Source organism: Kitasatospora sp. NPDC001095 (assembly GCF_053598615.1).
Genome location: NZ_JBSFKQ010000019.1, coordinates 75,804 through 94,217, shown reverse-complemented (window position 1 = coordinate 94,217; position 18,414 = coordinate 75,804). Strand labels below are relative to the sequence as shown.

At 72.6% G+C, this 18,414-nt stretch carries 15 protein-coding genes and 1 pseudogene; 4 read left to right on the top strand and 12 right to left on the bottom strand.

From position 1 onward, the window contains the following. Positions 1-35: 35 nt before the first annotated feature. The 11 genes from ACWDBB_RS18450 to ACWDBB_RS18400 form a co-directional block, all read right to left on the bottom strand. Positions 36-4,451, bottom strand: coding sequence for a LamG-like jellyroll fold domain-containing protein (locus ACWDBB_RS18450; RefSeq protein WP_449790596.1), 4,416 nt, complete (start codon positions 4,449-4,451; stop codon positions 36-38). Between the two features lie 282 nt (positions 4,452-4,733). Continuing rightward, positions 4,734-5,912, bottom strand: a complete 1,179-nt coding sequence (locus tag ACWDBB_RS18445; RefSeq protein ID WP_449790595.1) for an MAB_1171c family putative transporter — start codon at positions 5,910-5,912, stop codon at positions 4,734-4,736. Beyond that, a complete protein-coding gene (locus ACWDBB_RS18440; protein WP_449790594.1) occupies positions 5,905-6,423 on the bottom strand; it encodes a ParH-like protein in 519 nt (172 codons plus the stop codon). The genes ACWDBB_RS18445 and ACWDBB_RS18440 overlap by 8 nt, the downstream gene beginning before the upstream one ends. A gap of 107 nt (positions 6,424-6,530) precedes the next feature. Then, on the bottom strand, positions 6,531-6,953 hold the full coding sequence (locus tag ACWDBB_RS18435) for an XRE family transcriptional regulator (RefSeq protein ID WP_449790593.1): 423 nt from the start codon (positions 6,951-6,953) through the stop codon (positions 6,531-6,533). A gap of 208 nt (positions 6,954-7,161) precedes the next feature. Next, positions 7,162-7,353 carry a hypothetical protein gene (locus tag ACWDBB_RS18430; protein ID WP_449790592.1) on the bottom strand — a complete coding sequence of 64 codons (192 nt, stop codon included), beginning with the start codon at positions 7,351-7,353 and terminating at the stop codon, positions 7,162-7,164. A gap of 22 nt (positions 7,354-7,375) precedes the next feature. Beyond that, the gene (locus ACWDBB_RS18425; protein ID WP_449790591.1) at positions 7,376-7,561 is read right to left on the bottom strand and encodes a hypothetical protein; all 186 of its coding nucleotides are present in this window, start codon (positions 7,559-7,561) and stop codon (positions 7,376-7,378) included. 22 nt (positions 7,562-7,583) lie between these two features. After that, on the bottom strand, positions 7,584-7,775 hold the full coding sequence (locus ACWDBB_RS18420) for a hypothetical protein (protein ID WP_449790590.1): 192 nt from the start codon (positions 7,773-7,775) through the stop codon (positions 7,584-7,586). Between the two features lie 22 nt (positions 7,776-7,797). Next, positions 7,798-7,983, bottom strand: a complete 186-nt coding sequence (locus tag ACWDBB_RS18415) for a hypothetical protein (RefSeq protein ID WP_449790589.1) — start codon at positions 7,981-7,983, stop codon at positions 7,798-7,800. A 46-nt stretch (positions 7,984-8,029) separates the two neighbouring features. After that, complete coding sequence (locus ACWDBB_RS18410; protein ID WP_402399431.1) at positions 8,030-8,221, bottom strand: hypothetical protein; 192 nt, start codon at positions 8,219-8,221, stop codon at positions 8,030-8,032. Between the two features lie 89 nt (positions 8,222-8,310). After that, complete coding sequence (locus ACWDBB_RS18405; RefSeq protein WP_449790588.1) at positions 8,311-10,521, bottom strand: peptidase domain-containing ABC transporter; 2,211 nt, start codon at positions 10,519-10,521, stop codon at positions 8,311-8,313. Next, complete coding sequence (locus ACWDBB_RS18400; protein ID WP_449790587.1) at positions 10,518-13,910, bottom strand: type 2 lanthipeptide synthetase LanM family protein; 3,393 nt, start codon at positions 13,908-13,910, stop codon at positions 10,518-10,520. Before ACWDBB_RS18400 ends, ACWDBB_RS18405 begins: the two co-directional genes overlap by 4 nt. Before the next feature lie 309 nt (positions 13,911-14,219). Here ACWDBB_RS18400 and ACWDBB_RS18395 point away from each other — a divergent pair. Then, positions 14,220-14,607: pseudogene (locus ACWDBB_RS18395) on the top strand (IS30 family transposase); the annotation flags it as partial. A gap of 108 nt (positions 14,608-14,715) precedes the next feature. Here ACWDBB_RS18395 and ACWDBB_RS18390 read toward each other — a convergent pair. Beyond that, positions 14,716-15,945 carry a helix-turn-helix domain-containing protein gene (locus tag ACWDBB_RS18390; protein WP_449790586.1) on the bottom strand — a complete coding sequence of 410 codons (1,230 nt, stop codon included), beginning with the start codon at positions 15,943-15,945 and terminating at the stop codon, positions 14,716-14,718. Between the two features lie 511 nt (positions 15,946-16,456). Here ACWDBB_RS18390 and ACWDBB_RS18385 point away from each other — a divergent pair. The 3 genes from ACWDBB_RS18385 to fxlM all read left to right on the top strand — a co-directional run bounded on the left by ACWDBB_RS18385 (position 16,457) and on the right by fxlM (position 18,381). Continuing rightward, complete coding sequence (locus ACWDBB_RS18385) at positions 16,457-16,666, top strand: hypothetical protein (RefSeq protein ID WP_449790585.1); 210 nt, start codon at positions 16,457-16,459, stop codon at positions 16,664-16,666. 67 nt (positions 16,667-16,733) lie between these two features. After that, positions 16,734-17,081, top strand: coding sequence for an ATP-binding protein (locus tag ACWDBB_RS18380; protein WP_449790613.1), 348 nt, complete (start codon positions 16,734-16,736; stop codon positions 17,079-17,081). 88 nt (positions 17,082-17,169) lie between these two features. Further along, the gene (fxlM, locus tag ACWDBB_RS18375) at positions 17,170-18,381 is read left to right on the top strand and encodes a methyltransferase, FxLD system (protein WP_449790584.1); all 1,212 of its coding nucleotides are present in this window, start codon (positions 17,170-17,172) and stop codon (positions 18,379-18,381) included. Positions 18,382-18,414 lie beyond the last annotated feature (33 nt).

Sequence of the window (18,414 nt, the reverse complement as noted above, 5' to 3'; positions counted from 1 at the left end):
GCAGGAAGCCGCCCGGCCCGCAGAGAGAGGGGGGATCAGACCCCGGTGGAGGTGGCGAGCTCGACGTTGTAGTCGGCGAGCTTGGTGATCTGCGCGGGGCTCAGCACGCCCTGGTACAGCCAGACGTCGTCCAGCTCACCGGAGAAGTACTCGCCCCAGGCGCCGGAGTCCTTGCTCCGGCCGAACTGGAGGCCGCCGCCCGCCTCGAAGGGCTGCGGGGCGGTGGTCCAGGAGATGTGCGGGGTGCAGCCGGTCGAGCCGTCCGGGCAGCCCTGGTTCTCCACCTGGCCGTTGACGTACAGGACCAGCCGGTCCGTGAAGGCGTCGTAGCTGACCGCCAGGTGCGTCCAGTTCTCCATGACGGAGACGGCGGAGCTGTGCGCGGTCAGGGTGCGCGTCGCGCCGGTGGCGTCGGAGTCGCGGACCTCGGCCTGCCACTGGCCGTACGGCTGGCCGTTGGCGTCGTTGCCCAGCGGGACCCAGCGCACGGCGACGGCGCTGTTGTTGGCGCCGGCGACCGACAGGGCGGTCATCTTCCGGGCCGGGACGCCCGCGGTGTTCGCCCAGCCGGCCAGGGTGAAGCTCTGGCCGGTGTGCAGCGGGGTCGAGGCGGTCGCCGCGTAGCCGGTGGTGCCGTCCAGCAGCAGAGTGCCGGGGACGGGCAGGACGCCGCCGTCGGCCTTGATCGAGGCACCGCCGCCGAGCTGGGCGCCGGCCTTGGCCGGGCCCTCGTCGGGAGTGACGGCCGGGGTGCCGGTGGCCGAGGAGAGCTTCCAGCGGCCGGCCAGCTGCGGGCGCTGCTGCACCAGGGCGCCGGCCTCCGGGCCGGTGACGACGCGGTCGTAGACCCGCACGTCGTCGATGTCGCCGCCGAAGAACTCGCCGTTGACGCCCTCGCGGTTGACGGCACCGAGCTGCAGCGGGCCGGGGTTGGCCCACGGCGCGTTCTGGGTGTAGTCCGACTCACCGACGAGGAAGCCGTTGATGTAGAAGCGCAGCTTCTTGGCGGCGGTGTCGGAGACGCCCAGCAGGTGGGTCCACTCGCCGGTGGTGCCGGCGAAGCAGGGCGCGCCGTTGATCTGGGTGCCCGGGGTGCAGTCGGGCTGCCAGGTGCGCACCAGGGTGTCGGCGGAGGTGTCCTCCTTGTAGCGGCCGAAGATCCAGCGCTTCCAGTAGGTGGAGTAGTACAGCGAGAACTCGCTGTTGTGCTGGCCGATCTGGGTGACGGCGATCTTCGCGGTGGTGTCGTTGGCGGCGGGGGCCGGCAGCTTCACCCAGGCGGAGACCGAGAAGTCCCGGCTGCCGTCGACCTGCGGGCGGGTGCCGCGCAGGTAGTCGTCCACGCCGTCCAGGTGGATCGCCTTGTCGGCGATGCCGGGCTGGCCGAGCGCGACGCCGTTGTAGGCGGTCAGGTTGTCGGTCTCGGCGGTGCCGGCCGGCTTGGCGGAGGCGCCGTCCAGGTGCCAGACCGCCTTGGCCGGGCGCCCGGTGGCGAGCTGCTTGTCCACGGCCACGTCGGCGACCTCGGTCGTGCTCAGGGAGCGGTCCCAGACCCGGACCTCGTCGATCGAGCCGGGCCAGTTGCCCACCCACTGGCCCTTCCAGCGGTTGCGGCCGATTTCCAGCGGGCCGTGCCCGTCCCAGACCGTGCCCACGACGGCCGACTTGGCGAGGGTGCCGTTGACGTACAGCTGGATGGTCTTCGCGTCGGCGTTCCAGACGCCGGTCAGGTGGGTCCACGCGCCGGTCGTCGCCGGGTCGGCGGACTGCACGCCGATCGTGGTCGCGTCCTGGTTGCCGGCCGCGGTCTGGACCTTGAAGCCCCACTTGGAGACGCCGCCGACGTTCTCGATGCCGAGCTGGAAGGCGTAGTAGTCCGGGCCGCTCTGGCTGACCGCCGCGCGGTTGTAGTCGCCTCCGTTGAACTTGACCCAGGAGGAGACGGTGAAGCTGCGGGAGGTGTCCAGGACGGCGGAGGAGGCCTCGGCGTAGGCGTTGGAGGTGCCGTCCAGGGAGAGGCCCTCGTTGAGGTGGCCGGGTGCTCCCGGGGTGGCGCCGGAGCCGAGGGCGGTGTCGAAGCTGCCGCCGGTGCCGGTGACAGCGGTGCCGCCGGGGTTGTCGTCCATCGACCAGCCGGCGCGCTGCGGCTGCCCGGCGAGGACGTTGAAGTAGTACGTCTCGGGCTGCGAGGCGTTGCCCGCGCCGTCGACGGCCCGGGCGGAGACGAAGTGGACGCCGGCGGTCTGCGGCTGGACGCGGATCGTCTGCCCGGCGCCACCGCTGGTGGCCACCTCGTTCGCCGCGGACGGCGAGGTGTCGAGGCCCCACTGGTACTTGACCACGTCGGTGGCGGCGGACTTGAGGGTGAACTGGCCGGTGCGGCCGACGCCGTCGGTCCACGGGAGCGCCGCGGTGGCGTCCTTGGAGCCCGGATAGGCGTTGGAGGTGATCGCCGGGCCGTCCGGGGCGGAGGTGTCGACGATGAAGTAGCAGCCGGTCGGGTCACCGTCGGAGGACCACGGCCCCCACTGCGCGCCGTCCCAGGCGCGGGCCTCCCAGTCGAGCTGGAGGTTCTGCGGGAGGTTGGTCGGCAACGGCCAGGAGAAGATCGAGCCGGAGGCCTTGAAGGTGTCCCATCCCGGCGCGGCGTCCTCCGAGCCGGTGGACCACCAGCGGCGGCGCAGACCGGTGCCGTCGTCCCAGCCGACCGCGAACTGCACGCCGATGGCCTCGCCGTCCGGGTCGGTGGCCCGGGTGGTGACCTGCGGCATTTTGTTGATCTTGATGCCCGGGTACTGGCAGACCGAGCCCGGCGACATCGTCATGTCGGACATCGGGATCTGGTTGGGCCGCAGGTTGTAGTACACCGACAGGTAGGCGTCGTCGGTGAAGCGCTTCCAGGCGAGCGTGTCGCCCTCGTTCTGGGCCTTCAGACCGAAGGTGATGGTCGGCCAGCCCCAGTTGGCGGCGTCCTGGACGAGGTTGCGCACCGCGCCGTCCGCGCCGTACTCCAGCCAGCCGCCGGGGCAGCTTCCGCTCCAGCCCTTGGCGGTGTTGATGGTCTGCAGGTAGCGGCCCCAGAACCCGGAGGCGTTCTGGCTGTTCCAGTTCAGGCCGGGGGAGATGTAGCCGGTGTTCCACAGCTCGACGGGACGGGCGTCGCAGGAGTACGACCAGCTCTCGTAGGTGCCGAAGGTGGCGCTGAGGATCTGCTTGCCGGCGAACGGGTTGGGCACCTGGAAGAACGCCCGCTTCACGTCGGTCGGCGCGCACCGCGAGGTGTCGCCGCAGTAGCCGACGCCCCAGTCGTGGACGTAGGTGCTGTTGTACGTGAAGTGCCAGTACGCCTGGTTCGGGTAGGTGCGCGAGACGCCCGCCCAGTCGCCGGCGTGCGGGGTGTTCCACGCCGGGTCGATCATCACCGGGTAGACCGTGTCCGGGGCGTCCAGCATGGCCTGGTCGGGCGTGAGCAGCAGGCCGTCCTTGGGCAGGTCGACCTTGAGGCGGGTCATCTTGGCGCCCTCGCCGGGCAGGTCGCCCTCGCCGTACGCGGTGGGATCGGGCTGACCGGCGGCGGGGGCGGCCTGGGCCGGGGCGGGGGCGGCGGCCGGGGCCTCGGCCTGCGGGGCCTGCTGCGGGGCGGCCTTGAGCGCCTTGGGGGCGGCGGCCGCGGGGGCAGCGGGGGCTGCGGGGGCCGCGGCCGGGGTGGCCGGCTTGGTGGAGTCCCACATGACCGGGACGGGCGCCTCGAAGACGGTGCCGCCGCCGGACGGGTCCTTCGCCTTGAGCGTGCCGTCGGCCTCCTGGCTGACGGTCAGGCCGTCGCCGTGCAGGCCGAGTCGAAGCTGGTCCAGCTCGGGGTTCTTCGCGGCCTCGGGCGTGCGCACCACGATGACCTGGGTGAACCCGGTCTTGGTGGCGGTCAGCCGCAGGTCCACGTCCGGCAGGATCGAGGTGTACTCGGCGGTCGCGCCGGTGACCTTCGGCTTGGGCAGCGGCTTCGGCCAGCTGAGCTTCAGCTCCTTGCCGGCCCGCGCCATCCGGACCAGCGGCTCGCTGCCGCCGCCGGAGAACCGCAGGTCGGCGGTGGAGCCCTTGGGGGCGACGGCGCCGTCGGGCAGCGTCTGCAGCGTCGGGTCGAGGTCCACCCAAGTGCCGTTCTTGCGCACCCTCTTGGGCTGGACGTAGGTGGTGGTCTTCAGCTTGCCGTCGGGCTGGGCGACGGTGTCGCTGGACTCGCCGCGCTTGGCGAGCACCTCGACCGGCTTGCCGGTGCGGGCGGCTTCCTTGACGGCCAGGCTCTCCGCGCTGTCCTGGGCGTCCGTCACGCCGGGCGGCGGTGTTCCGCCGGGGACTGCGGCGGCGGCCGGGGCCACTGCCGTCGCGGCCAGCGCGACCGCGGCGAGTGCCGCGGTGAGCAGGCCGCCCGACCGTCTTGCTGCTGTTCTCACTGTGCGTAAGCTCCGACTTCCGGTGTGTGGGCGAAGGTTGAGCGGATCTTCATGGACGCTTAAACGACTGTCAAAGGTTCATGAGAAAGCCGCGAGGATCCGCACACTCGCCGATGCACCGTCAGACGGGGAGCAGCTCCGTCAAAAACGGATAAACTGCCTGGCCTGTTGTGGCGCAACTCACATCCGAGAAAGAAGCCGGAGGGTCAGATTCCGGATCGAGAGGCGGTTGCGAACAGTAACCATGCTGGTCGTGAGGGGTGTTCGGGCGCCGCGCGAGGTTCAGCGGGGCCCGGCGGCCCGGGGCGACAGGGTCCGGAGGGCCTGGGCGATCTGGCCGAGCCAGCGGGTCTCCGCCTCCATGCCGCCGACGTGCGGCAGGTGGGGCTCGGCCGCCGGAGGGGCCGCGGTGGGGGCGCTGTCGTCGGGATCCCGCGCCCGGGCGCGGGCCAGGGCGTCCGCGATCCTGGTGGCCTCGGCCCGCGCCGCGGCCTCGGTGCCGCGGGGCGCGCCGCCGGCCCCCGCCGGCGGCTCCGCCGTGCGGTAGCGGCGCAGGATCAGCAGTCCGTCCCGGATCTCGATGACCCGGCGGTAGAGCGCGAGTTCGGCGTCGGCCGGCGGCATCCGGCCGGAGCTGAGGGCGATCTGCGGGAACGCCGCGTGCAGCGCCCGCCACAGCGGCCCGAGTGACCGGTAGCTGCGGTACGCGGCCCGCCAGCGCCGGGCGGCGCGGCCGGCCCGCGCCCACAGCAGGGTGGTGGCACCGGCCAGCAGCAGGACCGCGCACAGCCGTCCGAGCACCAGCGAGACCGGGTCCTCGGTGGTCAGCTGGCGGCCCGAGCGCAGGGCGCCGAGGACGTCGTCGAACCCCCACGCGGCCCAGAGCAGGCCGACGGCGGCGGTGAGGGTGATCAGGCCGAGGGCCGTGCGCAGCGCCGTGGTGTCGGCCTGGCGGGTCCAGTACAGCGTCTGGCGTGCCAGGGTGACGAGGCAGCAGGTCACGTAGCCGGTGATGACCAGGTCGTAGCCGGCCAGCGCCACCGGGCCGAACGCGCCGGTGGCCACCATCTGGCCGCTGTCCTCGCGGATCCCGGCGAGCAGGAACAGGGCGGTCGCCGAGAGGACCGCGAGGGCGGTGCCGGCCTGGCGCAGGCGCAGGCGCGGCGCCCGGGCGTCGTCCGCGGGACGGCGCAGCGAGACGGCGGTCAGTGCGAGGAACCCGGCGGAGCCCATCTTGAGGTGGTCGGTGAACATGCCGGACAGGCCCGCCAGGCCGGTTCCGTGGTCGATGTCCGCCCTGGTCTGACCGGCCATCAGCGCAAGGAAGGCGCCGAAGCACCAGGCGAAGCAGCAGGTGTGGCGCAGGGCCGGTGTGCGGCCGCGGCGCCCGCCCGCGAAGAAGCGGTACGTGCTCAGGCCGAGCAGCAGCACCGCGGCGCCGGCGAGGACGGGGTCAGTCATGCGGGCCCGGCGGGCGGCGGGTGCCCAGCAGGGGGAAGAGCCGGTGCGCCCACTCGGCGTCGCGGGACTGGGCGCCGGACGGGCGGCCGCCGGGCAGCAGGGCCCGTTTGAGGATCAGCGAGGCGAGCAACTCCGCCTCCTGTTCCTGGGGTTCGAGGTAGACGGTCCGCCCCAGGACCTTCCCGATCATCGTCGGGGAGAGGTGCGGCAGCAGGCCGCGGGTGAGCCCGGGGTCGGGTGAGGGGCTGTCGGCGTGGCCCAGCAGCAGGTGGGCGTACTCGTGCACCAGGATGTGCTGGCGGTGCACCTCGGTGGTGTCCTCGGCGTACACGATGTAGTCGGCCTGACCGGTCGTCACCAGCAGTCCGCAGGGAGCACCGGGCTTCGCGGGGACGGCGATCAGGTCGATCGGGCGGCCGCGGTCGCGGGCGAGGCGGGCGACGAGCTCGGCGGCGTCGAACGGGTCGGGGAGGTCGAGCGACTCGCTGATCGCGCGGCAGCGCCGCATCATTCCGCCGTGCCGTCGGATCCACCGCAATGCGCGCCTCGCCTATCCGCCGGGGCCGACGTGGCCGGTCAACCGTCGCGGGGTGCCTCCTCGGCGGCACCACGTCGTGCTCACTGGGAGGACTTGCCCCTGGCAGCCTCCCGGCGAGCGATAGTCTCGATCACATCGGAGACCGTGTCCAGGGCTTCGGGTGAGAGTTCCACCGCCCGCAGCGCCATGTTCCGGACACCGGCGTCCCGCAGCGCCTCCAGCAGGGCGAGTTCGGCGACGATCTCCTCGGGGCGGTCGTCGAAGAAGTAGGCAGGTGAGACGTGGAAGAACGCCGCCAGCGCCTCCAGGTGGCGCTTGGTCGGATTGTCCCGCTTGCCGGTGCGCAGCTGCCACAGGTAGGTGGCCGAGAAGGTCTCGCCGGTGGCCTCGCGGCAGGCGCGCGCCACGTCCTCGTTGCTGTACTGCTCCCGGTTGGGGCGCCGGACCGTGCGGAACAGCGCCTCGATCTTCTCGGCGAGCGTGCTCGCCCCGGCTTCCGCCATCTCCGCCTCCTGCGCCGTCACTTCCGGTCCCGGCGACGCTGGAGCACGGGGCCGGCCGCCGGGTAACCATCGTAGCTTCGGGCGTGGTGCCGCCTCCCGGCAACGGTCCCCCGGGGCGAACACGGGAACGAACGCCGGAACGAACGGGGGCCCGGCCCTCCGGGGAGAGGGCCGGACCCGACGTCCTGTGCGCAGGGGCGCCCGCGGATCAGCAGCAGCCGTAGCTGAAGCTGCCACAGGTGCCGCACCAACTGCGGTCGGTGTCGCCGCAGAGGTCGTTGTAGGTGATCTGCTCCTCGCCTCCGGTGAGGGTGGTGAGGTCCGGTTCACCGAGGGGGTGGCCGGGGGCGGTGTGCGCCTCCGGGTCCTTCCAGGACCGGACGACCTCGTCGTCGCTCACGGTTCGACTCCTTTCCGGTCGCTCAGCAACAGCCGAGGGTGTAGTTGCCGCAGGTGCCGCAGCCGGTCTGCAGGGGGCAGATGTCGAAGATGGTGATCTGCTCCTCGCCTCCGGTGAGGGTGGTGAGGTCCGGTTCGCCGAGGGGGTGGTCGGGGGCGGTGTGCGCCTCCGGGTCCTTCCAGGACCGGACGATGTCCTCGTTGCTCATCGTTCGACTCCTTCCGGTCCGCTCAGCAACAGCCGAAGCTGAAGCTGCCGCAGGTGCCGCAGCCGGTGATGTTGGTGGTGCAGATGTCGTACACGGTGATCTGCTCCTCGCCACCGGTGAGGGTGGTGAGGTCCGGTTCGCCCAGCGGGTGGCCGGGGGCGGTGTGCGCGGCCTCCGGGTCCTTCCAGGACCGGGCGATGTCCTCGTCGCTCATGGTTCGACTCCTTCCGGGCCGGTCAGCAGCAGCCGTAGCTGAGGCTGCCGCAAGTGCCGCACGCGGTCTGGTTGCTGCACATGTCGAAGATGGTCATCTCCTGCTCGCCTCCGGTGAGGGTGGTGAGGTCCGGTTCGCCCAGCGGGTGGCCGGGGGCGGTGTGCGCCTCCGGGTCCTTCCAGGACCGGACGATGTCCTCGTCGCTCATGGCGTTCCTTCCGTTTCGGGTTCCGGGAGTGGAGGTGGGCCGGCCGTCAGCAGTGGGTGCCGGTGGCCCAGGTGGGGCAGCAGCCGGCGCTGCCGAGGGCCTCGCTGCCGCCCTCCTCGTCGGAGAGGCCGCCGACCATCAGGCCGAGGTCGACCTCGCCGGAGGGGTGGGCGGGGGCGGTGGCGCGGGCGGTGTGCTCCGGGTCCTTCCAGGCGCGGGCGATGCTGTCGTCGCTCATGGCGGTCCTGCCTTTCGGTGGGTGGTTGCGCGACCGGGCGGCCGGGTGGCCGACCGGGGTTCCGGGGACGGGCGTCGGGCCCGTCGGATTCAGTGGCTCGGGGCGGGGCGTACGTCGCTGTCGGCCGCGCCGAACAGCGAGCGGTAGACGCCGTCCTGCTCGATCAGCTCGTCGTGGCGGCCGCGTTGGACGATCCGGCCGTGTTCGAGGACGAGGATCTGGTCGGCGTTGCGCACGGCGTTGAGCCGGTGGGAGACGACGATCCGGGTGACGGCGAGTTCGGCGAGCGCGCCGTCGACGTGGCGTTCGGTCTGCGGGTCGAGGTGGCTGGTCGCCTCGTCGAGCAGCAGCAGCCGGGGCCGGTGCACCAGCGCCCGGGCCAGGGCGACCCGTTGGCGCTGCCCGGCGGAGAGGGCCGAGCCGCTCTCGCCGACGGGCGTGTCGTAGCCCATCGGCAGGGCCAGCACGTCCTCGTGCAGTCCGGCGATCCGCGCGGCCCGGATCACCTCGGCGTCCTCGGCGTCGGGCCGGCCGAGGGTCAGGTTGTCCCTGATGCTGCCGCCGAAGAGGCTCAACTCCTGGAGGACGGCGCCGCAGTGGGCACGCAGGTCGGCCAGGTCGAGCCGGTCGATCGGCACGCCGTCGTGCCGTACCGTCCCCTCCTCGGGCCGCAGCAGGCCGAGCAGCAGCAGGGCCAGGGTGCTCTTGCCGGAGCCGGTCCTGCCGACGATGCCCAGCTTGCCGCCGGCGGCGACGGACAGGTCGATCCCGCTGAGGGCCGGCGCCCCGGACGGCTGGTAACGGAACGTCAGCGCGCGGACGTCGACGGCGGTGGCCCGGTCCGACGCGAGCCGCAGCCCGCCGCCGGTCTCCGTGGGTGCGTCCAGGACGTCGAAGAGGCGTTCCACCTGGGCGTTGACGGTGAGGTAGAGCTGGCCGGTGGTGGACAGGGTCTCCAGCGGTGCCAGCAGGGACAGCACCAGGCTGTTCGCGGCCAGCATGGTGCCCAGGGTGGAGCGGCCGGTCATGACCATCCAGGCGCCGACGCCGAGCATCAGCAGCGGGCCGAGCGAGGTCATCGCCCGCTGGGCCCCGGAGAGCCGGGCGGTGGCGCGGCCGCGCCGCAGCATCGCGCCCTGGTAGCGGGTGAACAGCCCCTGCCAGTGCTCCACGGCGCGGCCCTCCACGCCGTTCGCCTTGAGCGGCAGGATCGCCTCCAGCGCCTCGACCAGGTAGCTCTGCTCCTCCGCCCGCGCCACCAGCTCCAGTTGGGCGAGGTTACGCAGCCGGCGGTGGGACTGGAGGACCAGGAACAGCTGCAGCAGGAACAGCGGGGCGACGGCGAGCAGGTACAGGGGCTGCAGCAGCACCACGGCGACCAGGTAGCCGACCAGCAGGACGCCGTCCAGGGCGACGGTCATCAGCTGCTGGGTCATGGTCTCCCGGGTGCTGGAGACGCTGGACATGCGCATCAGCAGGTCGCCGCGTCCGCGCTCGAGGAAGAACTGCAGCGGCAGCCGGAAGAGGTGCTCGACGAAGGAGCGGGTCAGCACCAGGTCGCCGCGCCGGCGCAGCGCGAGCAGGGCCAGCGCGCGCAGCGCGGTGAGCAGCCCGGTGAGCACGGCGATGCCGACGGCGGACAGCGCCAGCAGGACGGGCAGGCCGGTGCGGTGCTGCGGCAGCAGCGTGTCCACCACGGTGCGGGTGAGCAACGGGACGGCCAGGCCGAGCAGTTGCAGCCCTCCGGTGACCAGGGCGGTCAGGGCGAGCAGCGAGCGGCCGCCCGGGGCGGCGAGGAAGCGCCGCAGGTACCGCACCATCGGACGGTCGCGCAGCGGGGTGTGCCGCTCCTCGAAGTGCTCGCCCGGTTCCAGGGCGACGGCCACGCCGCCGAACAGCTCGTCGAAGTCCCGCCGGGAGATCTGGCGGCGTCCGCCGGCCGGGTCGACCAGCCGGACGGAGCGGCGGTCGACCCGTTCCAGGACCACGAAGTGATGGGTCCTCAGGTAGGCGATCACCGGGCCGCGCAGCGGTCGTTCCAGGGCGGCCGGTCCGCGGTCGACGCGGACGGTCAGGCCGACCCGCCGCGCCGCGTCGACGAGCACGGCCACCGAAGCGCCGTCGCGTCCGGCGCCGAGCAGCGGGCGGCAGTCGGCCACCGTGGAGTCGCGTCCGTAGTGGCTGAGCACCATGGCCAGGCAGGCCGCGGCGCACTCGGTGCGGGTGAACTGGAGCCGCAGCGGCACGCGGTGGGCGCGTCGCCGGGGGCGGGTCCGGGCGGCGTCGGACGGGGAGGTCACGGGGCCTCCTGCGGCGCGAGCAGGAGCACGGGGGCGACGCGGTCGGGTGCGGCGATCCGCAGCAGTCCGTGGCCGATGCCGGCCAGGCCGGTCATCAGACCGGGCGTGGGGATGCCGCCGGGGGTGCCGCAGACCGGGCCGCGCTCCTCGATCCCGGCCAGCAGGGTGTCGCGGGTCCGCCGGAAGTGGTCCCCGGCCCGCGCGACGCCGGCGCGGGCGGCCGCGGCGAACAGCTCCAGATTGCCCAGCCCGCCGTGGCAGAGGCTGTCGTTGCCGTCCTGGCCGAAGGCGGCGGTCGAGCGTACGGCGCGCAGCAGGGCCCGGTCGTTCGCCGGGGTGCGGACCGCGGCGGGCAGGTCGGCCCGGAGCAGTCCGATGCCCGGGGCGCCGTGGCACCAGGCGTGCACGTGGGCGACGGTGCCCGGGGGCGGGGTGGCCTGCCAGGGCCTGGGGGTCTGCTCCCGGAAGTCCGGCCAGTTGTCGAGCCCGGGGTCGAAGCCGTCCTCCTCGTAGGCCAGGGCGGCCCGCCCGGTGCGCAGCGCGTCCGCGTCCCCGGTGCGGGCGGCGTGGCGCAGCAGTGCCCAGCCGATCCCGCCGGCGCCGTGGGACAGCCCCAGCAGCGGTCGTTCGCCGGTCAGCGCGGTGCGCCAGGAGACGGTGCCGCCGGGGTGCGGCTCGGCCTTCTCCACCAGCAGTCGGGCGCAGCGCCGGGCGCAGTCCCGCGCGGTGCTGCCGTGCCGCCGCACCAGGGCCTCGGCCACGGCGAGGCAGCCGGCGGCGCCGCCGATCAGGTCGAGCTGCCGGTCGTCGTCGAGGCCGCGGGCGGCCGCGGTGAGCAGCTCCGGTACGGGCTGCGCCAGCGCGGGGTCGTCGAGCAGGACGGCGGCGCAGTCCAGTGCGTAGGCGGTGCCGGACAGCCCGCCGAACGCCCCCCAGCTCCGCTTCGGGGTGCGGTGCAGTGCGTGCGCGAGGTGCTCCGGGAACGGTGCCAGGACGCGGCGGGCCCACTGCGCGTAGCGCTCCTCCCCGGTGACGGAGGCGAGCTGGGCGAGGAACAGCGCCGGGCCGGGGTAGCCGCCGTACAGGTCGTCGCGCAGGGCGGTGACCCGCCACTGGTCCCGGGCCAGGTCGAGCCCGAGCCAGCCGGTCCGCGCGCCGGCGTGGCGCGCGTCGGCCATCAGGCGGTCGGCGACGGACCGGGCGAGGCGCAGGGCGCGCTCGGCGGGGGAGCGGTCGGGGTCGGCCGGGGCGGGCCGGGCCGGCCGGGTGGCGGTGGCCGCGGATTCCGGTCCGCCCGCCGGCGGGTTGGTGGCGCGGGCGGCGAAGGCCGCCCGGATGATCCAGTCCTGGGTGGCGAGGTCGTGCTCGTCCATGGCGGCGATGATCCGCCGGGCCCGGTCGAGCCCGGACTCGGGCAGCGCCCGCGGCAGCGAGTGCCCGCGGTGGGTGTGCAGGTCGCGGGAGCCGACGACGGCGCGGAACAGCGGGACGTCGCCGCTCCAGAGGTCCTCGGCCTCCAGCGCCAGCAGCGACCGGAGCGCCGGGTTCTCGGCGGACTGGGCGAAGATCAGCCCGAGCACCCGGTCGCGGTCGAGCGCGTCCCGGGTGACGTCCGGGTGGGTGCTCTCGCTCAGCAGGTGGGCGTAGACGCGGGTGGCGCGGACGATGGTGCGGACGGTGTCCTCCCGGAACCGCTCCAGCGGGCCGTCGGGCGCGAGCAGTGCCTCGCGGTGGGCGGCGATCGTCCGGTAGCCGGCCTCGAACCCGGCGCGCAGGGACGGCAGGTGGTTCGCCGGGTCGACGTCCCGGCCGTCCAGGCTCGGCCGGTTCGCGCTGCCGCCGAAGGCGCGCTGCACCCGGGTCAGGCGCATCCCGTCGGTGCCGCCGTCCTCCCAGGCGGGCATCTTGAAGGGCAGCACGGCGCCCTTGTCGGCGCCCATCCCGCCGACGTCCAGCACCGCGCCGCCGTCGCCGACCAGCACCGAGGGCAGCAGGCCCACCCGCTGCACCGAGTGGGCGAGCAGGTGCTGCGCCGGGTCGTCGTCGACCAGCGGGCTGCCGCTCAGGTGGGGCACGCCCACGTGGAACAGCGACTCCAGGTCGACCGCGATCGGCTGTTCCCCCACGGCGATCACGTTCTCGAAGTGGAAGTCGGTGGCGGCGAGCGCGTAGAGCAGGGCGAGCAGCGCTCCGAGGCGGTGGTAGAACCGTTCGGCCGCCGCGTGGTCGGCGCAGGGCGTCGGCTCCACGAACTCGATCCAGCCGTACTCGCCGCGGTCCCACACCGCCACGGTGCCCAGGCCGAGGTCCGGCAGGGCGGTGTCGTACCAGTCGACCACCGCGTTGAAGTGCTCGTGGACGGCCAGCGGCCGGGGCTTGTACACCAGCCGGGCGCCGGAGGAGAAGGTCAGCAGCGCGACCGAGCGGCCCGCCTCGTGGCCGTCGCCGTGGCCCATCCGGACGTCGGTCAGCTCGCCGGGGTCGCGCCCGTCGAAGAGCCGCTCGACGAGTGACGGCCGGTCGGCGGTGAAGCGGTCGAGGAACTCCCGGTGCGCGTGGACGGCGTTCGCGGTGACGGACGCCAACAGCCGGGCCAGGACGGCGTATTCGTCGAGGAGCGCGGCCAGCCGCTCGGGCTGTCGCTGCCAGGCGACGAAGGAGCGGAAGCGTTCGCGCGGGGTGTCGCCGGCCAACTGGCCGGAGAGCCGGGCCACGTGGAGTTCCAGGACCAGGGTGCGGCCGAGCGAGGAGACCAGCTGGTCCCGCAGGCTGTCGGTGAGCGAGCGCCGGACCGCCGTGCGGGCGTCCTCGGCCGGGTCGGCGGTGGCGTTCCCGGCGGGGGTGGAGGCGGGGTCGGAGGCCGCCAGCAGGCGGTGGGCCTCGGCGAGGAAGGGTTCGACGAGGACCGCGAAGTCGGCGAAGCCGTGCTGGTGTTGGTCGCCGGGGGCCGCGTCGTGCTCGTCGCCGGGCTCGCCGCGGTGCGCCTCGTCGGGCGTCGGCGGCCGTTGTGCGGCGCGCGCCATGACGTCCTCGACGAACCGGGCCCAGTCCGGTTTGGCGGTCCGGGAGGCCAGGCTGTCGGGGTGTTCGGCGAGCAGCCGGCGCAGCAGCGGCGGGTCGATGCCGAGGGCCCGGGCCTGGGCGTCGGCGGTGTCCGGGGTGTGGTCGGGGAACGCCGAGCGCCAGCGGGCCAGCCGGCGGTCGGCGCGCCAGCCGAGGCTGCCCTCGGCCGGGCTGTCGGGCACCGGGGCGGGCGGTTCGCCGTCGGCGGTCAGGCGCTCGGCCAGCCACAGGCCGCGCGCCCACCAGCTGCCGGTCAGCGGTGCGCGGTCGACGCGTGACCAGGGGGCGGCGGTGTCCGCGGCATCGGGCGGGGTCTTCGAGGGCATGCTGAACTCCTGGGACGCGGAGGGCGGACGATCCGGGGGCCGGACGGGATTGGCGCGGTACCGGAGGGAGAGGAGCTGGCTCAGCTGTTGTGAATGAGAGTGCTCGATCAGTGCCCGATCGATTCACATGAGCTGATGGCCGCGAAGTGAGTCTGCTTGCTCCGTGACGGCCCGTCAAGTGGTGTGAATGGCCATGCCCAAGCCATTTATCTCAGCTGCCAAGGCCGGCCCGGCCGCGCCGGACGGCGTGACCTGGCGGAACGCGCGCAGGCGCCCCCGGGACGCTTGGGTCCCAGCGGTCGTTGCCACACCCGCTACGTGATGCTCCTGCACCTGCCGAACGGCCGCACCGCCGAGCACGTGCGCGACGCCCCTCGTGGAAACCGTCCAGACACTGCTCGCCCACTCGGTGCGCTCGCTGACCTGGGACCAGGGCGCGGAGATGGTCGCGCACGGCTCCTTCACGGTCACCACCGGCATCCCGGTCTGCATCTGCGACCCGGCCAGTCCAAGGCAGCGCGGCAGCAACGAGAACACGAACGGCCTGCTGCGGCAGTACTTCCCGAAGGGCACCGACCTGTCCATCCACAGCCCCGAACACCTCGTGGCGGTCACCGCCGAGCTCAATGGCCGTCCACACAAAACGCTCGGCTGGGAAAACCCAGCCGAGCGCCTGCACAATCTGCTCGCCGCTTGATCAACTAACCACGTGTTGCAACGACCCCTGGAAACCGCCCCGAGGCGGGGGGCTTCGTCGTTTCCGGACTCACGCCGTCGCCCGCTCGTCCGCTCCGGATTCGAGGTGTCAGCGGTTCCGTCCGGCCAGGCCGACATGACGGGCCAGCTGAGCGAGCCCCGCCAGTTGGCGACGTCCCTTGTTCTCCTGGACCTGCCTGATCACCTCGCGGCCGAGCACCTGGTAGCGCAGCCACTCCGGGGCCATCCCATACACGCGGTTCATGGTCGCCACCGCGTCGCCGTACTGCTCCTGCCAGGTCTGGGCGTGAGCCACGTCCAGGAGGTGACGGCCGCGCGTCATCGGTGGAATCCTCGGCGTCGGCGAGACCGAGCGGGCAGCCTTGAGCGCGTCTGCGGGCTTGTGCTGGGACATGGCCACCTCGGTCATCACCATGGCCACCTTCGACGGGCCGAAGGCCGCGTGGTGGCCCCCGTGGAGGTAGTCCATCGCGTCCACGTCCACCACCGTCGTGCACCGCTTGGCGTCCGCCAGCATCTCCTTCGCCGCCTGGTAGTCGTCCTGCCTGGACGCCGAGGTGGCGGCCGACAGCCGCAGCCTGCCCCACATCCGCACGGCCGCATAATTGTCGCGGGTGAACCGCGGGTTCAGCTCGTCGGCGGCGGCGGTGGCGACCAGGCCGGCCAGCTTCCCCTCGTTCTGCCGCAGCAGCACCCAGGAAAGGGCGTTGCGAGCCCCGGCGATCAGCACCCGGTCTTCCGCCAGGTCGGCTTCGGCCATGGCGTACTCGATCGCCGAGCGGGCAAGGTCGTCTTGACCGAGGTGTCCGGCGGCCTGGGCGGCGACCTGGTAGGCGAGGGAGAGCGCGGCGCGAGCCTTGCGGCGGTCGGCTCCTCCAGCGTCGCGCACAGCTGCGCGGACCCCTTCGAGCAGGACGGGCAGGTCGGCGACCAGGTCGGCGAACTCGCCGCGGTGGTAGGTCTCCCACGCATCGGTGATCGAGCGGTCCAGCTCGGACAGCGGCGGGGCCTCCACGATGGTGACCGGAAGGAAGGCGATGGGGTGGATCACGCGCCGCAGCGCGGACACGCTCTCCTCGCGTCGGCCGTCGTCCTGGTGCAGCGTCTCGCGTTGGCCGAGCAAGCTGGACCGGTTCACGTCCAGTGCGGTGGCGAGCTTGGAGATCGTGCCCATCAACGCCGTGGTGCGCTGGTTCTGCTCCAGGGCCCGGATGGTGGCGACGCTCACACCCGACTTGGTGTGGAGTTCTTCTTGGGTCAGCCCGGCCTGGTTGCGCAGCCGGGCAAGGTTCTCGCCGATCGTCGGCTCTCCGCTCATGGTTCCCGACCCCCTGTCGTCATGGGGGACGGTACCCCTTTCCGGCGCTGATCACGGCGAACTACTACACGGCGTATTAGTTCACGAGAAGCGATCACGAAGTTACGCGGAGACACCGTTTCCTGGCGGTGCGTCACGCGGTTTGGTTGGTGCATGCCGCTCGGCAGAGGGAGACCAACCCCTCTTTGGACTCCGGACGTTGAGCTGCTGCGGCAGCCCGTCGGTGCCCCCGTCATCGGCGGACCGCCAATTACCCGGCGAAAGGAGCGATCGTGACCAGCGCTGATTCTGCCCGCGACAGACCGCACCCGTGGAGCTTGAACGGGGCCGCGACACTGTCGGCCGCGAACCCGTCGCCGATGCGCCGCACGGTGCACCGTGAGGAGGTCACCCCCGCGACCGCGGACCGGATTCTCCTGGACGAGTACCGCGCGAACTACGGCCGGTGCGACCGGTGCGAAGAGCCGTGGCCGTGCGCCGTGGTGCGGGAGATCCGGTATGGGGGTGCGGCGTGATCAGGCTCTCGGCGGATCAGCAGATCCGGCGTCAGGAGCTGATCGAGGCCGCGTCCGGCTGGCACTCCTGGGGCATCTGGGTCGCCGATCACGACGGCCGCGAGATCTTTGCGGAGAACCTGACCAGAGCCAAGCGGCGGAAGTCGGTGCTGTCACAGCTCGCGGCGGGAGGGCGCAGACGGGCCGCGTGCCGGGCAGCCCGGTGAACACCGCCATGGCGCCCCAGGAACTCGTGGACCTGGTGGCGAAGCAGCCGGCGACCGCTGACCTGAAATACCGGCCGGCGTCGCCCGGCGTCCGGGGCGCGGGAAACTCCGCGAATGGGCCCTTGGCGATCTGACCGGAACTGCTGAGCTGATCCTTTCGGAGCTGGTCGCCAACGCCGCCCGACACACCCGCCGCCTGACGACGATGCGGGTCCGCATCCGCCATATCGACGCCGGCGCCGTCCGGATTTCCGTTCGCGACGGCTCCCGCACGCTGCCGATGGCGATCCAGGCCGGAAACGAAGACGAAGGGCACCGTGGGATGGCGCTGGTCAACCGCCTGGCCAAGGGTTGTTGGGGCGCCGACCTCGACCCTCGCGGCAAGACCGTGCACGCGACTCTCAAGATCCGCTGACTTCGCGCCACACGGCAAGTTCCTTGTACCACGAAGGTTCTTCTGCAAGCGCTCAACCGAAGGAACCACAGTGTCTAAGCTCCCGGACATGACCACTGACAGTGACAAGACCGTCACTTCCGCCGAGTCGCTGAGCGCGGCTCTCATCAACCAACTGCGCGACCTGAACGCGATCCGTTCCGACCGGGTGGCGGACGCGTTCCGCACGGTCCCACGCCACCTCTTCGCCCCCGAGGCCCCCATGGAGGAGATCTACTCCAACCAGCCCATTGTGACCAAACGCGACGAACGCGGGCTGGCGATCAGCACCGTCTCCGCCCCCCGCATCCAGGCGTTCATGCTGGAGCAGGCTGATATTCAGTCGGGCATGCGGGTGCTGGAGATCGGCTCGGGCGGGGTGAACGCCGCGTACCTCGCGGAACTGGTCGGCGAGGCCGGCGAGGTCACCACCATGGACATCGACCCGTTCGTCATCGACCGCGCCAGGCGGTTCCTGCCGCAGGCCGGGTACGCGCGGGTGAACGTAGTGCTCGCCGACGGCGAGTTCGGCGCCCCGGAGCACGCTCCGTATGACCGCATCGTGGTGACCGTCGGGGCCTGGGACCTGCCTCCCGCCTGGTGGCAGCAGTTGGCGCCGGGCGGCCGGATCGTCGTCCCGATCAGGGTGCGCAGCCTCAACCGATCCGTGGCCTTCCAGCTGGACAGCGGCAGTCTGGTGAGCCGGTCGATCGAGCGGGCCGGCTTCGTCGCGATGCAGGGGGCCGGAGCTTTCGGCGAGGAGGTCGTCTACCTGCACGAGGACACCGTGGCACTGCGGGTGGATGACGGGCAGCAGGCCGACGGGGCACTTCTGGCAGCCGCGTTGAAGCAGCCCCGGGTCGAGCGGTGGTCCGGGGTCACGGTCGGCGACCAGGAGCCGTTCGATGACCTGGACATGTTCCTCGCCACGACGCTGCCCGGCTTCTGTCTGCTGATGGCGCACGACTCCGCCGTTGGTGCCGGGATCGTGCAGGCACGGCCGTGGGGAAGCTCGGCGGTGTTCAGTGGGGGCACCTTCGCCTACGTGGTGCTGCGGCAGCTGGGCCCGGACCGTCACGAGTTCGGCGTGTACGGGCACGGCCCCGATGCCGAGCACCTGGCCGCCAGGGTGGTCGAACAGATCAGCGCCTGGGACGGCCGCCACCGCAACGGGTCGGCCCCGATCATCACCGCCTACCCGGCGGGCACCTCCGACGACCGGCTTCCCGGGGGCCTGGTCATCGACAAGAAGAACACCCGGTTCACAGTCTCCTGGTCCTGACGCGGACCAGGTGTTCCTGATCACCAACTCTGC

Bases quoted from the DNA above. Each gene is read 5' to 3' on its own strand.
- ACWDBB_RS18445 (WP_449790595.1), bottom strand. From the start codon at position 5,912: ATGACTGACCCCGTCCTCGCCGGCGCCGCGGTGCTGCTGCTCGGCCTG.
- ACWDBB_RS18440 (WP_449790594.1), bottom strand. From the start codon at position 6,423: ATGATGCGGCGCTGCCGCGCGATCAGCGAGTCGCTCGACCTCCCCGAC.
- ACWDBB_RS18435 (WP_449790593.1), bottom strand. From the start codon at position 6,953: ATGGCGGAAGCCGGGGCGAGCACGCTCGCCGAGAAGATCGAGGCGCTG.
- ACWDBB_RS18425 (WP_449790591.1), bottom strand. From the start codon at position 7,561: ATGAGCAACGAGGACATCGTCCGGTCCTGGAAGGACCCGGAGGCGCAC.
- ACWDBB_RS18420 (WP_449790590.1), bottom strand. From the start codon at position 7,775: ATGAGCGACGAGGACATCGCCCGGTCCTGGAAGGACCCGGAGGCCGCG.
- ACWDBB_RS18415 (WP_449790589.1), bottom strand. From the start codon at position 7,983: ATGAGCGACGAGGACATCGTCCGGTCCTGGAAGGACCCGGAGGCGCAC.
- ACWDBB_RS18410 (WP_402399431.1), bottom strand. From the start codon at position 8,221: ATGAGCGACGACAGCATCGCCCGCGCCTGGAAGGACCCGGAGCACACC.
- ACWDBB_RS18400 (WP_449790587.1), bottom strand. From the start codon at position 13,910: ATGCCCTCGAAGACCCCGCCCGATGCCGCGGACACCGCCGCCCCCTGG.
- ACWDBB_RS18390 (WP_449790586.1), bottom strand. From the start codon at position 15,945: ATGAGCGGAGAGCCGACGATCGGCGAGAACCTTGCCCGGCTGCGCAAC.
- fxlM (WP_449790584.1), top strand. From the start codon at position 17,170: ATGACCACTGACAGTGACAAGACCGTCACTTCCGCCGAGTCGCTGAGC.